The organism is Sporichthyaceae bacterium, from assembly GCA_036493475.1.
Classification (GTDB): domain Bacteria; phylum Actinomycetota; class Actinomycetes; order Sporichthyales; family Sporichthyaceae; genus DASQPJ01.
Window position 1 is genome coordinate 21,878 of record DASXPS010000025.1, and the last position, 15,547, is coordinate 37,424.

Here is a 15,547-nt window from a genome sequence, read left to right on the forward strand (position 1 = left end):
GTCGGAGAAGCCATATCCGAGGGCGGTTTCGGTGGACGAGTCGAACCAGCAGCCGCGCGTCACGGGCGGACGAGTGGCCCGGGTCGCGCCGTTGGTCGGGATGGCCGGACGGACCGCGGGCGAGGCAGTGGCCGCGTCGCTGCGCAAGCGCCGGAACCCGGACGTTGATCTGACGGACTTTCATACCGTGCAGGCGCGTCGGTATGCGGAGCGGCTGGGGCGCTCGCGCGGGGTGCTGATGAAAGCCGGGCAGATGCTGTCCTTCATTCCCCTCGACCCCGCAGTGGAGACCCCTTATCGGGGCATCTACCAGGCCGCGTTCGCCCGGCTGCAGGACGACGCGCCGCCCATGCCGCCGCAGTTGGCAGTGGACACGATCACCGCCGAACTGGGGCGAGCGCCTTCGGTCTTGTTCGCCGACTTCGACGCCCACCCGCTGGCGGCGGCCTCGATCGGGCAGGTGCACGCCGCGACATTGCACGACGGGCGGCGCGTCGCGGTCAAGGTGCAGTACCCCGGCGTGGAGCAGGCGATCCGGGCCGATCTGAAGAACACCGAACTGTTGGCCACGTTCTTCCAACTCGTGTTCACCGTGACGCCCGGATTCTCCCGGATCAACGTGCGCGAGATGGCTCGCGAGGTGTCCGAGCGGATCGGGGAGGAGATCGATTACCGCGTCGAGGCGGCACACCAGCAACGGTTCGCCGACAGCTACGAGGGCCATCCGTTCATCCACGTGCCGCAGGTGCTGCCCGAGCTGTCCGCTCGCCGGGTGCTGACCATGGAACTTGTCGAGGGTCTGCGCTACGCGAAAGCCCTGTCCGCCGAGCAGTCGCTGCGCGACCGCTGGGGCGAGGCGGTCTTCCGCTTTCACTGGGCCAGCTTGTTGCAGGGGGGTCTGTTCAATGCCGACCCGCACCCGGGCAACTACCTGTTCCATCCCGACGGCTCGGTCACGTTCCTGGATTTCGGCTGCGTCAAACGGTTCACCCCCGACCAGAAGACGCGCCTGGCCGAGTACGCCGACGCGCTCGTCGCCCAGGACGCGCAGCGGTTCCTGCACGCCTCCATCGGCATAGGAATGTTCGACCCTTCCGACCCGCCCGAGGCCGAGGCGTTGCTCGCCCTGTTCAACATCTTCGAGCCGGCCTACATCGCCGCGCAGCCGTTCACCTACACCCCGCAGGTCGTTGCCGAGGCCCTGCGACACGGGGCATCGCTACGCGGCCCGTTCGGCCCCATCGCGCGCAAGCTCACCGGAGGCGGGGAGTACACCTTCGTGTCCCGGGTCGAATCCGGCATCACGTCGGTCCTCGGCGGGCTGTGCGCCACCGGCCATTGGCGGGCGATCCGCGAGGAATACGGCTGCGGCGCCCCGCCGGCCACCGAGTACGGCGCGGCCGAAGCCGCCTACCGGCAGGCCGACCGATGACCGCCGCCGCGCTGACCGGCGGTGTGCACTGGGACGCCGAACTCGGGGCGTTCCGGATTACCTCGTTCGACGTCGCCTCCGCCGTACTGCGCGGCGAGGGTTGGAGCAGCGATCTGCGGCGCAGCCCGTTGGTGAACGAGGAACTTAAGGACTTCCCGGTCGGTGGCCTGCTGTCGGCGGACCCCCCGGAGCACACCAGGCTGCGCCGTCCGATCGGCCCCGCGTTCACCCCTAAGGCCATCGAGGCCCTGCGTCCCCGTATTGCGGCGATCGTCGACTCCGTCCTCGACGAACTCCACGGCGAAGCCGGGTTCGACGTGCTGGCCGACGTCGGTTACCCGGTGGCGCTGGCCGTCATCAGTGAACTGCTCGACGTCGGCACCGAGGGCGCACAACTGTTCGCCGACCTGACCCCGGCGTTGGCCCGGGGCATCGAGTTCGACGCAACGCCTGAGGACCTGGCGGCCGCCGCGGCCGCGTCGATCGAGATGACGCTGTTCCTGACCCCGGTCCTCGCCGAACGTCGGCGGAACCCCGGCGTCGACTTCATCAGCGCCCTGCTCGCCCTGGAGGGCGAGGAACCCGAGGCCTTGTCTCTCGGCGAGGTGGCGACCATGTGCCTGCTGCTGTTGGTCGCCGGCCACGAGACCACCGCCAACCTCGTCACCAACTCCACCCTCGCGCTGCTCCAGCGCCCCGATCAGATCCCGGCATTGCTCGTCGACCCGGTGCGCGCGGTCGAGGAACTCCTGCGCTGCCACGGCCCGGTCAAACTGCTGATGCGTACCGCGCTGACTGACCACGTCATTGCGGGCCATCAGGTTCGGGAGGGTGAGACGATTCTGGTCGACGTCCGCGCGGCCAATCGCGACCCAACGCGCTTCGTCCGACCCGACATGATGGACCTGGCCCGGGAACCGCTCGGCCACCTGGGCTTCGGTGCCGGTATCCACTTTTGCCTCGGCGCCGCGCTCGCGCGGCTGGAGGCGACCGAGGCGCTCACCCGGCTGTTCGCCCGGCATCCCGGTATGACCCTCGCCGGTGCGGGAACCCAATGGCGCGGCTCGGTTGCGCTGCACGCCCTGGAGGTACTTCCGGTCACTCTCATACGCGCAGCGTCATTTTGAGGCCCTCCGCCGCCCAAAAAATGACGACCCGGGTATGACAGAGCACGCTGCGCTCATGAATGAGCGAGGAGCGCTGCGCGCCCAGCCCCACCGCAGCGAGGGCCCGGGCCCCGGCTCAGCAGTGGTGGTCCGTGCTGCGCCAGTCCGGGTTGAACTGCGCCTGCTCGGCCGGCGGGAACGAGATCGTGTTCGGGTCCCCGTCGGAGACGTAGAGCCGTTCGGGGTGCAGGCGCAGGGACTCCAAGAGGTTGTCGGCGTCGACGGTGCCGACCCGAGGGATCCAGCCGGGGTCGAAGGTCGACCAGTACGGCGGGTGCGCGGCGATCACGTCCACGCCGAACGCCCCGGTCAGGCAGTAGTTCGAGCCGTTGTACACACCGCGCAGCGCCAGCGCATGATCGACCGGGCGCAGGCCGTACGGGTAGGCCAGCGTGGTCACGGTGTAGCCGGGGACCGCGGCCTGCATCTCGGCGAGGTTCGCACCGATCTCCTCCTGCACGCCCTGCGCGTCGAGGTGGTGCAGGTCTGCGTGGCTGCGGGTGTGCGCGGCGATCTCGTAGCCGTGCGCGACGAGCCAGGGCATCACCTGCTCGTCGACGAACGGTGGGGGGTAGGTGTTGATGAAGAACGTCGCGGTCGGGTGGAAATCGGGGTGCTCATGACCGAAGGCCTGCAGCATTCCGAGGGCGGTGTCCGGGAGCGGTTCGCCGTCGGAGCCGATGCGCGCCTGACTGACGGTGGAGTCGTCGAAGGTGAGCACCACCGGGTGCATCCCGACCGGCACGTCGATCCGGCCTGCGACGAGATCGGTTGCGGTGATCGGGCGGAAGCCGCGGTCGTAGAACATCTGCAGCTGGGCCCGGAACCGCTCCGGGGTGCGGTCGTCGCGGCCGGGCCGGGCGATGATCTGGTGGTACATGACCACCGGGATCTCGCCGAGCTCATTGGCCCCGGCCACAGTGGTGTCCACGCTGGACGTCGCCCGCGCCGAGGGGCTCGCCGAGGCCTGCACGCCCGCCGGGACCGAGGCCTCGTGCATCGCGAACCCGTGCGGGCCCGACCCACACCCGGCGAGCAGCGATCCGCACGCCAGCGCCGGAACACAGAAGCGCAAGGGACCCACACCGGGAGTCTGCGGCCGAACGGATCGGCCGGATGTTCCGTTTGCGCAAAAGGTCGATCTTTTTCCCCTCGTCTCACGCCCGGCACCGGGCGCGGGCCGTCGTGCGCGTGCACGTCCCGTTGCCGGGGTAGTCACTCCGCACATACCGGAGCGCTGAGGGAGCTGGATAGATGCCGCAGACGATGGGCACGTCGCAGGACGTGGTCGCCTTCCTGAAGGAACAGCACGAGCAGATCAAAGCGATGTTCCAGCAGGTCGCCGACACCGCGGGCGAGGATCGGGAGAAGGCGTTCCTGCAGTTACGGCGGCTGCTGGCCGTGCACGAGACGGCCGAGGAAGAGATCGTCCACCCGCTGGCCCGTGAGGCGCTGGCCGAACGGGGGCCGGCCGTGGTGGCCGAGCGACTGGAGGAGGAGCGCCGGGCCAAGGAGGTCTTGCGCGACCTGGAGGACCTGGGCGTCGATACTGCCGAGTTCGGGGCACTGTTCGACGAACTGCGCGGCGCTGTGTTGGCGCATGCCGAGGCGGAGGAGCAGCAGGAGTTCGCTGCGCTGGCCCGGGAGCTGGACGACGCTGAACTGCAGCGGACGCGTCGGGCGGTGGAGTTCGCGGAGAAGACCGCGCCGACCCGCCCGCACCCCGGGGTCGAATCCGCGGTCGGGAACATGGTGGTGGGCCCGTTCGCGATGATGCTCGATCGTGCGCGCGACGCGATCAGCGGCAAGGGTTAGGACGCGCCAGGTTTCACAATCCGGAGGGTGCAGCGGTGAACAAGCGACGGTGGCGGGATCTCAGCGGGACGCAGCAGAAGGCGATCCTCACTGCGGCGGCCGTGGAGGCAGCCTGCAAGATCGTCGCGCTGGTGGACCTGCGGCGTCGACCGGCGAGCGGGGTGCGGGGACCGAAGGTGTTGTGGGCGACGGCGATTGTCGTGGTGAACACCGGCGGACCGCTGGCCTACTTCACCTCCGCCCGTCGACGCTGAGGTTTCCTGCTCACGCGTCGAGGTCGACCCGGATGGAAAGCAGGTCGCTGCCGACCGTCTTGACCGCGGCGCTGTTGAGCCGGGGCAGGGAGCGCAGCCGAGCGCGGGCATCGTCGTCGGGCAGCAGGTGCGCGGTCCCCGTGTGCCAGCGGCCGCGGACCCGTACCCGCACCATCGGGTTGGCCTGGATGTTCTTCACGTACTGCGAGTTGGTGCCGAACTCCGACACCAACCAGAACTCCGCACCGACCTTGCGGCCGCCGATCGGGGTGCGGCGCGGCACCCCTGAACTGCGCCCGGTGGTCTCCAGCAGGGTCTGGATCGGGACGTTGCGCATCAACGGATTGGCGACGTACTTCTGCACCTTGTTGACGACCCGTTGGCGGCGGCTGACGGCCATGGTGCTCCTCCGGTGGGGAGGCTTCAGCATGGCCCTCGGTCGCCGCGTCGATCAAGGTGGATCACGCGCGGTGGCCCCGATGGAACTTTCGTCCCATATTGCGACATCGGCTCATCCGGTAAGAAAGTTCGATTTGTCGGGAACCGTTCGGCTTCACGCCGACGTCGAAGCGCCCATGGACCAGACCATTCCTGCCCCGCGTACCCGGCCGCGTTCCACCGACGAGCGTTCCGTGGGCCCCGATGAGTGGTACCGGCAGGACGAGTGGGCCGCCGCGGCGGCAGCGGCGGAGGACGTGGCGGAGACCGGGCTGTGGATCCGGCGCATCGTCCTCGGGCTGCTCGTGCTCGCCTTCCTGTTCCTCGCCGACACCGCCGGCTTCGATCTCGGCCCCGCGGGCAGCCACCGCGCCGCGTGCGCTGCTACCGGTGGCCACGAGATCGACGTCCTGCTCCTGCACCGGTGCGCGCCGGCGAGCTGATTCCGCCGCGCTAGTGGTCCCCGAGGGTGTCGCGTTGCTGCAGGACGTACAGCAGCACGAAGGACGGGCCGATCAACGCCGCGGCCACCCCGGTCACCACGAGCAAGCTGACCATCGACGCGCTCGGCGCTGCCACCTCGTCGAGGCGGGCATGGGTGCCGAGCAGGTAGGGATATTGCGCCACGCCCCAGCCGCTCACCAACGCGGCAACGGCAGCGCCGGCCAGTACCCGCACCAGCACCGGATTGCCCCCGCGCATCAACGCCAGCGCCGCGAGGCCCGCGGCCGCGGAGGCGACGGTGAACGGCAGGGCCTTGCTGGTCAGCTGATCGAACAATCGCGGCGCATCGTGGTGGGCGATGAGCAGGTCAGTCGCGGCGACCACACCGGTGAGGGCGGCGGTCAGCGTGGCCCGTCGGCCGAACCACACAAGCAGCTCGGCATCGGCGGTGCGGTGCGCGTCGGCGGTGAGGAACACCGCGGCGAGGTAGGCGCACACGGCCACCGCGAGCACCCCGGTGGTGATCGAGCTCGGGTTCATCCAGCTGCGCAGCGCGTCCCCGTGGCCCTCGGTGGGCACCCGGCCGGAGGCGATGCCGCCGATGACGGTGCCGAAGAAGAACGGCGTGATCACTGAGGACAGCGCGAACATCGCGCCGTTCACCCGCTGATGTTCGGTGCGCACAACCACCTTGCGGAAGGCGAATGCGCTGCCGCGCAGCACGATGCCGAGAACCGCCAGACCCAGCGGGATGTACAGCGTGGTCATGATCGCGGCGAATGCATCGGGAAATGCGGTCCACAGCACCACCAGGCAATAGATCAGCCAGGTGTGGTTGGCCTCCCACACCGGGCCCAGGGAGTGGTCGATGAGCGCGCGTGGTCGCCGGCCGCGCTCGGCGCCACCGGCGGTCAGGTCCCAGAACCCGGCGCCGAAATCGGCGCCGCCGAACACGGCGTAGGCGACCACGCCCACCAGCAGGGCAGCGGCCACCGCGTCGGTCATGATCGACCTCCTGCCGTGGTGACCGTGTCGGGACCGTAGGGCACGTCGAGAATGTCGCGGTCGTCGTCCGCCCATCGTCGGCGCATTCCCCGCAGCACGAGGATCGCGCCGATGCCGACAGCGGTGTAGATGCTCAGCGCCCCGGCGAAGAAGGCCCACACGTTGCCCGAAGTGGTGACCGCGTCCCGGGTGAGCAGCAACCCGTGGACGGTCCACGGTTGTCGACCGACCTCGGTGGTGACCCAGCCGCACTCCAGCGACACGATCGCCACCACCCCGGCAATCGCCGAGCAGCGCAGGAACCATGCGCTGCGCGGCAGGTCGCGACGCCGCCACCAGACCAGCGCGAACCACAGGCTCAGCGCGAGCAGCGCGAACCCGGTGCCGACCATCACGTCGAAGGCCCAGTGCACGACGTTGACCAGTCGCGCCGCGGGGCGCACGTCGGCGGGGATCGCGTCCAGGCCGCTGATCCGCGTATCGGTGCGCATGCCGGACAGCAGCGAGGCGCCATCGGGGAGCTGCACGCCGTAGCGGACCTTGCCGTCGATCTGCGCGCCGCCGAGCACCTCGGGCACATGGGTCGAGGTGTGCGGCAGCGCTTCGATGGCCGCGAACTTGGCCGGCTCGTGGTGGAACACTTCCCGGGCAGCGACGTCCCCGACGAAGATCTGAGCCGGCATCACCACCGCCGCGGTGATGAAACCGATGAGGAAACCGAGGCGGTGGTAGCGATCGCGGCGGCCCTTGAGCATCCCCGCGGCGTAGACACCCGCGACCACGAACCCGGCAACGATGTAGGCGGCCAGGAACATGTGCAGGGCCTCATACCAGAACGCGTGGTTGAACAGCACCGACCACACCTCGACGTCGGTCACCCGCCCGTCGCGCATGGTGATGCCACCGGGTTGGTTCATCCAGGAGTTGGCCGCGACCACCGAGGCGGTGCCGCCCAAGCCCGCGAGGGTGACGGGGACACCGGACCAGAAGTGTGCCCACGGACCCATCCGCTTCCAGCCGTAGATGTAGATGGCGACGAAGATGGCCTCGAGGAAGAAGAAGACGCCCTCGATCGCGAACGGGATGCCGTACGCGGCGCCGAACCTGCCCATCAGGCCCGGCCACAACAACCCCAGCTCGAAGGACAGCACGGTGCCGGACACCGCGCCCACCGCGAACAACACCGCGGCCACCTTCGACCACCGCTGCGCCAACAGCAGCGCCGTCTGGTCGTTGTGGCGGATCCCGCGGTAGTTGGCCACCAACATCAAGAACGTGAACGCCACCCCGAACGGCACCAGGATGATGTGGAAGCCGAGCGTGAACGCCATTTGCTCCCGGGCGGGCAACAATTGCGGCGGATCGGTGGCCGCCGCGAAAGCCTCAGCTGGAAAGCTCAACCCCATCGGACCATCTTGGACCCCGGCCGTGGTGGGCCTCGCACCCAGCAGCCCCCGTGACTGCGCCCCTACTCATCATCCCAGTCCGCGACCGGCTCGATCGGCGGCGCCGGGGGCAGTGCAGCGACCGTGGGGACGTCGGCGCCGATGGCGCCGATGTCCTCCGCGCCACCGGGGGAGCCCAGCGGGGCATCGCGACCGGGTAGGACCTCGGTGAAGAAGCGTTCGTTCTCGGCGGCGTAACCGGACCATTGGTCGGGGAGGTCGCCCTCGTAGTAGATGGCCTCCACCGGGCACACCGGCTCACACGCGCGGCAGTCGATGCACTCCGTGGGGTGGATGTAGAGCATGCGGCTGCCCTCGTAGATGCAGTCGACGGGGCACTGGTCCACGCATGCCCGGTCGAGAACGTCCAGACAGGGTTCCGTGATCACGTAGGTCATGACCTTCTCTCGCCTTTCACGATGGCCGCCGCGCACAGGTTGGGTTCCACGAACGGCTGCACCACGGTCGCGCTCACCGGGTGGGGGTGGCGGCGCTGGTTTGCAACACGAGTGCCTGCCTGCGCTGATGAACCGTCAGGTACCGCAGGCCCGCCTCGCCGGCGGTGAACCGGCGATGCGAGCGGCGCGGCATCCAGAGCAAAGCGTCGGGCGTGAGCGGGATCGTGCCCAGTTCTGTGGCCAGCTCGCCCTCACCGGCCAGCACATAGATCAGAACGTCCAGATCGGGTCCCGCGTGCGCCTCGATCACGCCACCCGGCGGCAGCGCAATGACGTTCGAATCCAGGTCCCGCTCGCGGGCCTGCAGCTTCCACACCGCTCCCGACACGTCGTCCGTGGCGGCGGCGGCGGTGACCGTCCGGGTGTTCAGGAGGACCTGCGGCAGGGGAGTGCTGGCCAGCTTGGTGATTCGAATGCGCCAGTCGCGCATCTCGCGGTTGAGGTAGTCCCACCGGTAACTGCTTGCGTGGTCGGCCTCGAACTCCTCGCGCAGGTGTTGCGGGTCGTGGTCGTTGATCAACACGAAGGACGCGCCGACCGACAGGGCCGAATAGGTGGCGAAGATCGTGGGGTGCTTGTCCGGCTTGCGCATCCCGCGCACGTCGAGGACGTGTTCCCCGGCTGGGCTCGGATGCTCCGCTGACATGGCCGCCCTCCCGATTGATACGAAAATTATTTGGCTGAACCCTAGCTTGGCGCGGGTCACGGTCAGCCTGGTCTAACCGCCCGGAACGTTTGGCATCGGGCGAAGATGTGCAGGGTTGAGTCATGAATACCGCCACACCGGTCTGCGACGCGAAGAAGTGATGCACCGTCAGCGAGGCGCCGGACGGTATGCACCTTTCGCGTCCGGACGTTCGTTGCGTCCGCCGGGGGAGATCCAGCGGCAACTCGACGCCGCCCACGCCTATGCGCCGGTGGTGGCCGGCCTGGAACCGACATCGCACCGCTACACCGCCGGGCAGGCCGCGACCCTCGCGTGGCTGGTGGGCCTGGCCGGTGACCCGTTGCCGACCAACCCCGGCGTCTGGCCAACCGTCTCTCTGGACATCGAGGGCACCATCGCCACCGCGGCCCCGACCGCTGCCGACGTACGTCGGCTCAAGCGGCAGACACGAGAATTTCTCGGCAATACCCGCGTGCTGCCCGAGAACGTTGACGATCCGGACCCCGCCGAGGTCCTCAGCCACTCCTACGTGGCGGGTGTGGCCCACGTGTGCGACTGGGCGTTGCGCTACACGCCGACTCCGCCCTTCCGTATCGCTCCGTGAACGGAAGCGGGTAGGAAACCCCGGCGGGCATCGAGGGCGGTCGACCCATGGGCATGCCCGGCGGCGTCGGTCTACCCACCCACAGCGCGGTCAACGTCAACCCCACGGCGAGGCCGACGACGTGCGCGGGGTAGGCGACGTTGCTGCCCGCCTGCCCGACCAGCCACGACGGGCCCGGGAACGGCACGAGCAGCGGGATCGCGAGCAAAGGGATGACGGGGTCCCGTGGCCGTAGCCAGATGTGCGCGGCGACCACGCCCGCGATGGCCCCGGACGCGCCGATCAGCGGGCTGGTGTCGTTCGGCGCGCTGAAGGCGAAGCCATACGCCGCGGTGTACCCGCACATCAGATACAGCGCGGCGAAGCGGGCCGACCCCATCCGGCGTTCCACGGCGCACCCGGCGGCCAGCAGCACGATCAGGTTGCCGATCAGGTGGGCGGCGCTCGCGTGCACGAACATCGAGGTCAGCGCCGACACTGCGGGGTTCTTGTCGAAGTCCGGCGTCGGGCAGTGGACAATTCGCCCGGCCACGGAGGCGACCGGGTCGACGGACGATGCCTGGTTGTGCGTCAACTCCCAGGGCACAGCCCCGTAGCGCTGCTCGAAGACGGCCCGGGCACACTCGGCCGAGCCCCCCTGCGCGTTCGCCCGCGGCCCGAGCAAGTACACGGCCGCGTTCACCCCGATCAGGGCAAACGTGACCAGGGGGATGCGCCGCTTCATCACCCACACCCTGCCGGGGAAAGTCGACCTGCGCAGGGGGTTCGGGCAAGAACACAGGACGCCCACAGCACACAGCTGAACGCCGCCGCAGCGACCACCCATCGTGATGGCGACCTTCTCCGACCGGCCGGGTCGCGACGACACCTCCGCCGACAAGCTGATCGCCCGGGCGCCGCCGACGCGGTGCCGGAGCTGCAGTAAGACTGCGACTGAAGCGGGCTGTCAGGAGCTTCGCTCGGATCCGGAGGGACCATGGGAGTTCGCGACGGCGTCGACGTGGTGGGATGGCGGAACCGGGCGGTGGGTTGCCCGGTGGCGGTAGCCCGTCGTGGTCGGCTGCGGGGTCGCCTGCCGCAGCTCGGATCGGCGGTGTTGATCGCGGTTCTCGGGTGTTCCGGGGTGAGTGGGTGCGGCGGTGGATCGGGGACGGCTGCTGCGGTCACCCCGTCGGGGACGGGCACGGTCGATGTGAGTGCTTTCCGGGCGGCGTTCTGTCAGGCCCGGGCGACGTTCGGCGCCCGGATGTCCGCCGATGCGGCGGTGGTGGCCAAGGGTGCGACCGGCGCGAGCGGGGTGAGCCGGACTAGGGCGGTAGCGCTGGGCAACGTCGATGCGCTGGTGCGGGACTTCAATGCGTTTGCGGCCGCGCTGAGGGCGGCGGGGGTGCCCAGGGTCGCCGGTGGCGATGCGGCGGCGGCAGCTCTGTCCCGGACCATGCAGGACGCCACCTCCGCGCTGGGGTCGGCCAGGGCGACCTTTGTTGCCGCGAAGATGAATGACGTCGCGGCCTATAACAAGGCCGCGGCCGCACTGCGGTCCGGGGAGCAGAACGCGGCGCTGGGCCTGGAGTCCGGCTTGGCCGGGGTGGTTACTGCCTCACCGGCGCTGGACAAGGCCATCTTCTGTTCCTGATCTGGGCCGTCGCTCGGTGATGAGGTGATGGCCGCGATCTGGGCGCGCTCGCCGGACCCGCCGGATCTCCGCCGGGTGAACAGGAACTGACCCGACGTCAGACCAGTGCTGCCCGCGCGGCGTCGAGCCGGTACTCCTCCAGACTCGAGCGTTGCTCGTCAGCCCGGCGAGCGAGGGCCTCGAGGTCGAGGTCGATCTCCAGCCCGGCCTCCCGGGCGGTGATCAGAGCTCGCCACAGCTCACTCTTGCCCACGATCCCGAGGGAGAGCATCTCCAACTGAAGCAGGCGCTTGAGGTCGGTGTTTCCGTGGAATGTGTCCGTCAGCTTGATGCGACTTGCCTTCTCGGCCACCCAGGCTCCGGCCTGCTTGAGCGGGTCCGGCTTCACCCCCAGGCGCTCCATCAGGCCCTCCAGGGTTTCCCTGTCGTGCTCGACCTGCCGGGAGAGGTCCGCGAGGAAGGCACCCAGCGGTCCTGCGGCATTGTCGGCACTGAGCTTCGCGGCGAGTTCGCTGCCTCCGGTGGCTCCCGCCAGGTGATCCTTCAGGTAGACGTCCAAGCCGCTGCTCACGCTCATGATTGCGCTCCATTCAAAAGGTGGCCCTCACTGCTGCGCACTTCCCCGTACCGGGTGGCGCAACCGGGGCGGCGGGAGGAGGACGCGTGGGTTCACTTGGCACGCCCGTCCGGCTTGTGCCACACCGCACTCCGCCCGGGGCCGAGCCGGCGATCTTGAAACCCTTCGAAAGGGGCTTCTGACCTGCGGTTTTGCGTGGAGTGGGCGACCGGGATCGAACCGGCATGACCAGCTGCTTGCGCGGGGCGCGGGACTACCTCACGCAGGACGCCACGCACCGCGTCGGTGGACACCGGGTCGGAGGTCACCGGACAATTAGGCTGCGGATTCCCGCGCGACACGTTGCAGCATTCGGTAGGGCCCTTGATGGTGCTGGTCTCCGCCGGGTTCTGACCACATGGCGAAGGAAGTGCAATGGAGACTGTGCACGGCGTGCGGGCCGCGTTGGCGCTTGACGACTGGGTCGTCTTTGGTGATGACGTGATCCAGGGGATGGCCGGCACGACCGTTCACTTGTTCGTGACCACGACTGACGGTGAGGAGCACGACCTGGGGAGCACGCGGATCACCGAGGTCGAGATCACCGACGCCGGGGGTTGGGTGACCTTCGATTGGCCGACGGGTGCCGAGGCTGACCTGCTCGCCCGGGCGGGTCAGTTCGACATCTCGGGCGAGGCCGGCCTCATCGGCCACGTGAAGCTGCCACTTCACCCCCACGTGTCCTGAACCACCGCCAGGGTCCGGCTGCCGCGCCCGGTGTTGGAGTTGAGCGGGCATGGCCCTTCCGCACCCGCCGACCAATGCCCGGTCCAGGTCGCGCGCACCTGACAGGTGGATAACAGCCACTGGTACGTCTCCTCGCCGAATACGTGGTACTCAGTTCGGGGCGGGTACCAACAACTCGACAGTGCCGGTCGACCCGTCGACGCGGCAGCGGTCGCCCGTTCGCAACGCGCGGGTGCCGTCGCCGGTGCCCATCACACAGGGGATGCCGATCTCCCGGGCGACAACGGCGGCGTGGCTGATGATGCCGCCGATGTCGACGACGAGGGCAGATGCGAGATACATCAGCGACGCCCAGCTCGGGTCCGTGGAATGGGCGACGAGGATGTCCCCAAGATCGATGTCCACGTCGCTGGGGTCCGTGACGACCCGCACAATTCCTTCGACGACCCCGGGGCTCGCCGGGGTGGCCTGGAGTCGTACATCTCGCGCGGCGGTGCTCGGTGTGAGAGCTTGCGGCAGTGGCTCGGGATCGAGGTTGCCCTGCCAGTAGTTGGGGATGTCGAGCGCCAGGTAGTGCTGCCGCCGTTCTTTCCGCTGATCGACCAGCGTCCGAGCCTCCTGGGGCGGGGTTGAGGTGATCTCCTCGGCGGTCAGGTAGAAGACGTCGTCGATCTCGTCGATCTGATTGCGCTGAACCAGATGTTGCCCGATGCGGCGGGCACTGGCTCGGGCTATGTCGAGAGGTTGGAGGTAGGACACCTTTCCGACGCCCCGCAGTGGCAGGTAGGTGTGCGCGAGGGCCAGGACGGCGCGGGCCCCGGGTCGCCGGTGGCGGGGCAGACCGGCGATGAGCCGCCGTTCGAGTTCGGCGCGCTCGGTGGCCTGTCCACGTTGCAGTTGGGTTGGCTCACGGTCTTCGGGCAGCGCCCGGTAGGACTCGATGAGCTTGATGACCGGGTCGGGCGACTCGCGCCACACGTGGGCTTGGATGGAGCCCTCTTCGGGGCCGTGGTAGCCGTGTCGCTGCAGGAACGTGTCCAGGTGCATCCTGTCGCGGGAGCAGGCCCACAGGTCCTCGATCATCGCGGCTTCGGCGTGTGACCCGTACCCGCGCATCAGTGCGGTTGCGCCGGACTCGTCATTCCCGAAGGTGGTGGTGGCCAACTTCTGCAGCTGTTCGTAGACGGGCTGGAACCCACACATGACCGCGATCGACTGGGGCGCGGTGTTTGCCATCAGCACGTCCCGCGCCCGGCTGAATGCGCGTTGTGCGCCGGGCAGGTCCAGGCCGGAAACGCTGGTGATCTCGTTGGCGTACCAGGATTCGGTCTGCCGCCTGATCCGGCGAGCGCGTCGCGGGATGGCGACGAAGGTGGCGGGCATCTGCACGGCGACGACGGGGTAGCGGCGGCGCGAGCGTTGGGTGGTCAGATTGGGGGGAACGAAGTCGAGCAAGTTGCGGACAACTGCCTCGCCGCTGGTGCCGGGCATGCTCTCGCCCATGCGGAAGAAGAAGTCGACATTGAGCGCGATCCGACCGTAAAAGATGCTGTACGCGCGGTCCTCGGCCCGGTCCGGCGGTCCGATCTCATTGCGTGGCAGTGCGCCGGTCGCGGCGAAGGCGCGTCGGCACGCGTGCTCGCACACCGGACCCCACACCGACCAACCGAGCGGAGTCAGGACTCCGGGCATCGCCTCGGCGACATTCGTGCGGCTCCAGTACGTCGCAGGATCTGACGGGTTGCTAAGCGCATCGGGTTCGGTCATCGGAGTTCCTTCGCGAGCGTCGACGTGGTCATCGTCAGGTCGCGCAGCGGTCGGCAGCGTTCGATCCAGCCGTAGGCGGATTCGCCGTCCCAGGTGTACCGGGCGGCGCCCTCCACCGCAATGAGGGTGGATGCGTCGACGTCGACGACACCCGGCAGGAACCCGGTCGGCCGGACCAACGTGTAGGGAAGTCCGTTCAGCACGGTGGTGGTGATGCCGACTGATGCCGAGTCGGTTTCCAGCTTGATCTCGAATTCAGCCGGGCGTCCGAGCGTGTCGAACAAAGGCACCGGGTCCAGCCGGCGGACCTCCGAGGTTCCGTTGCCGTCGCGGATCACGCCGCTGAACCACACCGCGCCATCGGTGTGCCACGTCTGCAGCAGGTCGATGCTGCGGCCGCTGGGGAAGGTGCAAGTAGCCCACCACTCGCCGGCCAGCGTGGTGAAGTCCCGCGGTCCGCGGGTGTGGTCGCGGCCTCCGGCGAAGTCCACCGCGACGGTGCGGGAACCGAACTTGACGGTCCCGCGGATCCGGCCGAGTTGGTGGATGTGCAGCGTGCCCCAGTCCTGCCCGGAGACGTCGGTGTCGTGCACCGGACTCGTGCCACTGAACTCCAGGTCGACGCGCAACGGCTCGTAGGGGTCCCTGGGCGCGGCGGAGGTGCCCGGTCCGTGGACCAGGGACACCGGTCGCGCGCCGGTGTCGGCCAGGGCGATGCGCTGGGCGACGCCGTCGAGGTGAATCGCCCAGCGCTGCGACGGCTGGGTCGGCTCGTAACGAATCTGGGCCGTGGCGGGCGTCAGGACCGACCGGCCGATGGAACGGTGGCTGAGCACCGAACCGTCCGGAAGATAGAGCGCGAAGATGCCTTCCCAGATCGAGCCGTCCGGTGCGAGCCGGCCCATGTGCGACCAGAAGGACAAGCCCGTGTTCGGGTCATGACCGAAGAACACCAAGTTCTCCGACTCACCGGGTATCGGCGGAATCGGTGTGTCGATCAACGGGTCGACGCGGGCGTATCCGACGGCCGCACCGGCGCTCGGAAGCTGTCCGTTCCTCTGCACCATTACCTCCACTGCGGGATTCGGTGCCTCCAGCACACCGGCTGGCGTC

18 protein-coding genes are annotated in these 15,547 nt (G+C 68.9%); 8 read left to right on the plus strand and 10 right to left on the minus strand.

The features are described from left to right. The first annotated feature begins 31 nt into the window (after positions 1 to 31). Positions 32 to 1,432: an AarF/ABC1/UbiB kinase family protein gene (locus VGJ14_03120; GenBank protein HEY2831391.1), complete on the plus strand. Its 1,401-nt coding sequence runs from the start codon at positions 32 to 34 to the stop codon at positions 1,430 to 1,432. Then, positions 1,429 to 2,559, plus strand: a complete 1,131-nt coding sequence (locus tag VGJ14_03125) for a cytochrome P450 (protein HEY2831392.1) — start codon at positions 1,429 to 1,431, stop codon at positions 2,557 to 2,559. Before VGJ14_03120 ends, VGJ14_03125 begins: the two co-directional genes overlap by 4 nt. Before the next feature lie 115 nt (positions 2,560 to 2,674). Here the strand turns inward: VGJ14_03125 and VGJ14_03130 are convergent, their stop codons facing one another. Further along, complete coding sequence (locus VGJ14_03130; GenBank protein HEY2831393.1) at positions 2,675 to 3,682, minus strand: polysaccharide deacetylase family protein; 1,008 nt, start codon at positions 3,680 to 3,682, stop codon at positions 2,675 to 2,677. A gap of 170 nt (positions 3,683 to 3,852) precedes the next feature. Here VGJ14_03130 and VGJ14_03135 point away from each other — a divergent pair, with 170 nt between their 5' ends. Both VGJ14_03135 and VGJ14_03140 read left to right on the plus strand, forming a co-directional pair. Continuing rightward, a complete protein-coding gene (locus VGJ14_03135; protein HEY2831394.1) occupies positions 3,853 to 4,413 on the plus strand; it encodes a hemerythrin domain-containing protein in 561 nt (186 codons plus the stop codon). A 35-nt stretch (positions 4,414 to 4,448) separates the two neighbouring features. Beyond that, the gene (locus VGJ14_03140) at positions 4,449 to 4,667 is read left to right on the plus strand and encodes a PLDc N-terminal domain-containing protein (GenBank protein ID HEY2831395.1); all 219 of its coding nucleotides are present in this window, start codon (positions 4,449 to 4,451) and stop codon (positions 4,665 to 4,667) included. Positions 4,668 to 4,677: 10 nt separating this feature from the next. Here VGJ14_03140 and VGJ14_03145 read toward each other — a convergent pair whose 3' ends face one another. Then, a complete protein-coding gene (locus tag VGJ14_03145) occupies positions 4,678 to 5,067 on the minus strand; it encodes a nitroreductase/quinone reductase family protein (GenBank protein ID HEY2831396.1) in 390 nt (129 codons plus the stop codon). 175 nt (positions 5,068 to 5,242) lie between these two features. On the opposite strand from VGJ14_03145, the gene VGJ14_03150 reads away from it, so the two are divergent. Continuing rightward, positions 5,243 to 5,548, plus strand: coding sequence for a hypothetical protein (locus VGJ14_03150; protein HEY2831397.1), 306 nt, complete (start codon positions 5,243 to 5,245; stop codon positions 5,546 to 5,548). A gap of 10 nt (positions 5,549 to 5,558) precedes the next feature. Here VGJ14_03150 and VGJ14_03155 read toward each other — a convergent pair whose 3' ends face one another. From VGJ14_03155 to VGJ14_03170, 4 genes are all read right to left on the minus strand, one after another. Next, the gene (locus tag VGJ14_03155) at positions 5,559 to 6,554 is read right to left on the minus strand and encodes a cytochrome d ubiquinol oxidase subunit II (protein ID HEY2831398.1); all 996 of its coding nucleotides are present in this window, start codon (positions 6,552 to 6,554) and stop codon (positions 5,559 to 5,561) included. After that, positions 6,551 to 7,954 carry a cytochrome ubiquinol oxidase subunit I gene (locus tag VGJ14_03160; GenBank protein HEY2831399.1) on the minus strand — a complete coding sequence of 468 codons (1,404 nt, stop codon included), beginning with the start codon at positions 7,952 to 7,954 and terminating at the stop codon, positions 6,551 to 6,553. Before VGJ14_03160 ends, VGJ14_03155 begins: the two co-directional genes overlap by 4 nt. A gap of 68 nt (positions 7,955 to 8,022) precedes the next feature. Further along, on the minus strand, positions 8,023 to 8,397 hold the full coding sequence (gene fdxA, locus VGJ14_03165) for a ferredoxin (GenBank protein ID HEY2831400.1): 375 nt from the start codon (positions 8,395 to 8,397) through the stop codon (positions 8,023 to 8,025). Positions 8,398 to 8,470: 73 nt separating this feature from the next. After that, positions 8,471 to 9,103, minus strand: coding sequence for a DUF2249 domain-containing protein (locus VGJ14_03170; GenBank protein HEY2831401.1), 633 nt, complete (start codon positions 9,101 to 9,103; stop codon positions 8,471 to 8,473). A gap of 214 nt (positions 9,104 to 9,317) precedes the next feature. Here VGJ14_03170 and VGJ14_03175 point away from each other — a divergent pair, with 214 nt between their 5' ends. Beyond that, entirely contained in the window at positions 9,318 to 9,728 is a 411-nt protein-coding gene (locus VGJ14_03175; protein ID HEY2831402.1) for a hypothetical protein, read from the plus strand. Here VGJ14_03175 and VGJ14_03180 read toward each other — a convergent pair. Beyond that, complete coding sequence (locus VGJ14_03180) at positions 9,640 to 10,452, minus strand: rhomboid family intramembrane serine protease (GenBank protein HEY2831403.1); 813 nt, start codon at positions 10,450 to 10,452, stop codon at positions 9,640 to 9,642. The genes VGJ14_03175 and VGJ14_03180 overlap by 89 nt on opposite strands. 252 nt (positions 10,453 to 10,704) lie before the next feature. Here VGJ14_03180 and VGJ14_03185 point away from each other — a divergent pair, with 252 nt between their 5' ends. Further along, positions 10,705 to 11,364, plus strand: coding sequence for a hypothetical protein (locus VGJ14_03185; protein HEY2831404.1), 660 nt, complete (start codon positions 10,705 to 10,707; stop codon positions 11,362 to 11,364). Between the two features lie 97 nt (positions 11,365 to 11,461). On the opposite strand, the gene VGJ14_03190 is transcribed toward VGJ14_03185, so the two are convergent. Continuing rightward, the gene (locus VGJ14_03190; protein HEY2831405.1) at positions 11,462 to 11,941 is read right to left on the minus strand and encodes a hypothetical protein; all 480 of its coding nucleotides are present in this window, start codon (positions 11,939 to 11,941) and stop codon (positions 11,462 to 11,464) included. A 414-nt stretch (positions 11,942 to 12,355) separates the two neighbouring features. Here VGJ14_03190 and VGJ14_03195 point away from each other — a divergent pair, with 414 nt between their 5' ends. Continuing rightward, on the plus strand, positions 12,356 to 12,667 hold the full coding sequence (locus VGJ14_03195; GenBank protein ID HEY2831406.1) for a hypothetical protein: 312 nt from the start codon (positions 12,356 to 12,358) through the stop codon (positions 12,665 to 12,667). Between the two features lie 150 nt (positions 12,668 to 12,817). Here the strand turns inward: VGJ14_03195 and VGJ14_03200 are convergent, their stop codons facing one another. Beyond that, complete coding sequence (locus tag VGJ14_03200) at positions 12,818 to 14,434, minus strand: PEP-utilizing enzyme (GenBank protein ID HEY2831407.1); 1,617 nt, start codon at positions 14,432 to 14,434, stop codon at positions 12,818 to 12,820. Further along, positions 14,431 to 15,501 (minus strand): hypothetical protein, encoded by a 1,071-nt coding sequence (locus VGJ14_03205; GenBank protein ID HEY2831408.1) that lies wholly within the window; start codon positions 15,499 to 15,501, stop codon positions 14,431 to 14,433. Before VGJ14_03205 ends, VGJ14_03200 begins: the two co-directional genes overlap by 4 nt. Between the last annotated feature and the right edge of the window lie 46 nt (positions 15,502 to 15,547).

Coding starts and splice junctions, on each gene's coding strand:
- VGJ14_03125 (HEY2831392.1), top strand. CDS start 1,429: ATGACCGCCGCCGCGCTGACCGGCGGTGTGCACTGGGACGCCGAACTC.
- VGJ14_03135 (HEY2831394.1), top strand. CDS start 3,853: ATGCCGCAGACGATGGGCACGTCGCAGGACGTGGTCGCCTTCCTGAAG.
- VGJ14_03145 (HEY2831396.1), bottom strand. CDS start 5,067: ATGGCCGTCAGCCGCCGCCAACGGGTCGTCAACAAGGTGCAGAAGTAC.
- VGJ14_03150 (HEY2831397.1), top strand. CDS start 5,243: ATGGACCAGACCATTCCTGCCCCGCGTACCCGGCCGCGTTCCACCGAC.
- VGJ14_03155 (HEY2831398.1), bottom strand. CDS start 6,554: ATGACCGACGCGGTGGCCGCTGCCCTGCTGGTGGGCGTGGTCGCCTAC.
- fdxA (HEY2831400.1), bottom strand. CDS start 8,397: ATGACCTACGTGATCACGGAACCCTGTCTGGACGTTCTCGACCGGGCA.
- VGJ14_03170 (HEY2831401.1), bottom strand. CDS start 9,103: ATGTCAGCGGAGCATCCGAGCCCAGCCGGGGAACACGTCCTCGACGTG.
- VGJ14_03180 (HEY2831403.1), bottom strand. CDS start 10,452: ATGAAGCGGCGCATCCCCCTGGTCACGTTTGCCCTGATCGGGGTGAAC.
- VGJ14_03185 (HEY2831404.1), top strand. CDS start 10,705: ATGGGAGTTCGCGACGGCGTCGACGTGGTGGGATGGCGGAACCGGGCG.
- VGJ14_03190 (HEY2831405.1), bottom strand. CDS start 11,941: ATGAGCGTGAGCAGCGGCTTGGACGTCTACCTGAAGGATCACCTGGCG.
- VGJ14_03195 (HEY2831406.1), top strand. CDS start 12,356: ATGGAGACTGTGCACGGCGTGCGGGCCGCGTTGGCGCTTGACGACTGG.
- VGJ14_03200 (HEY2831407.1), bottom strand. CDS start 14,434: ATGACCGAACCCGATGCGCTTAGCAACCCGTCAGATCCTGCGACGTAC.
- VGJ14_03205 (HEY2831408.1), bottom strand. CDS start 15,501: ATGGTGCAGAGGAACGGACAGCTTCCGAGCGCCGGTGCGGCCGTCGGA.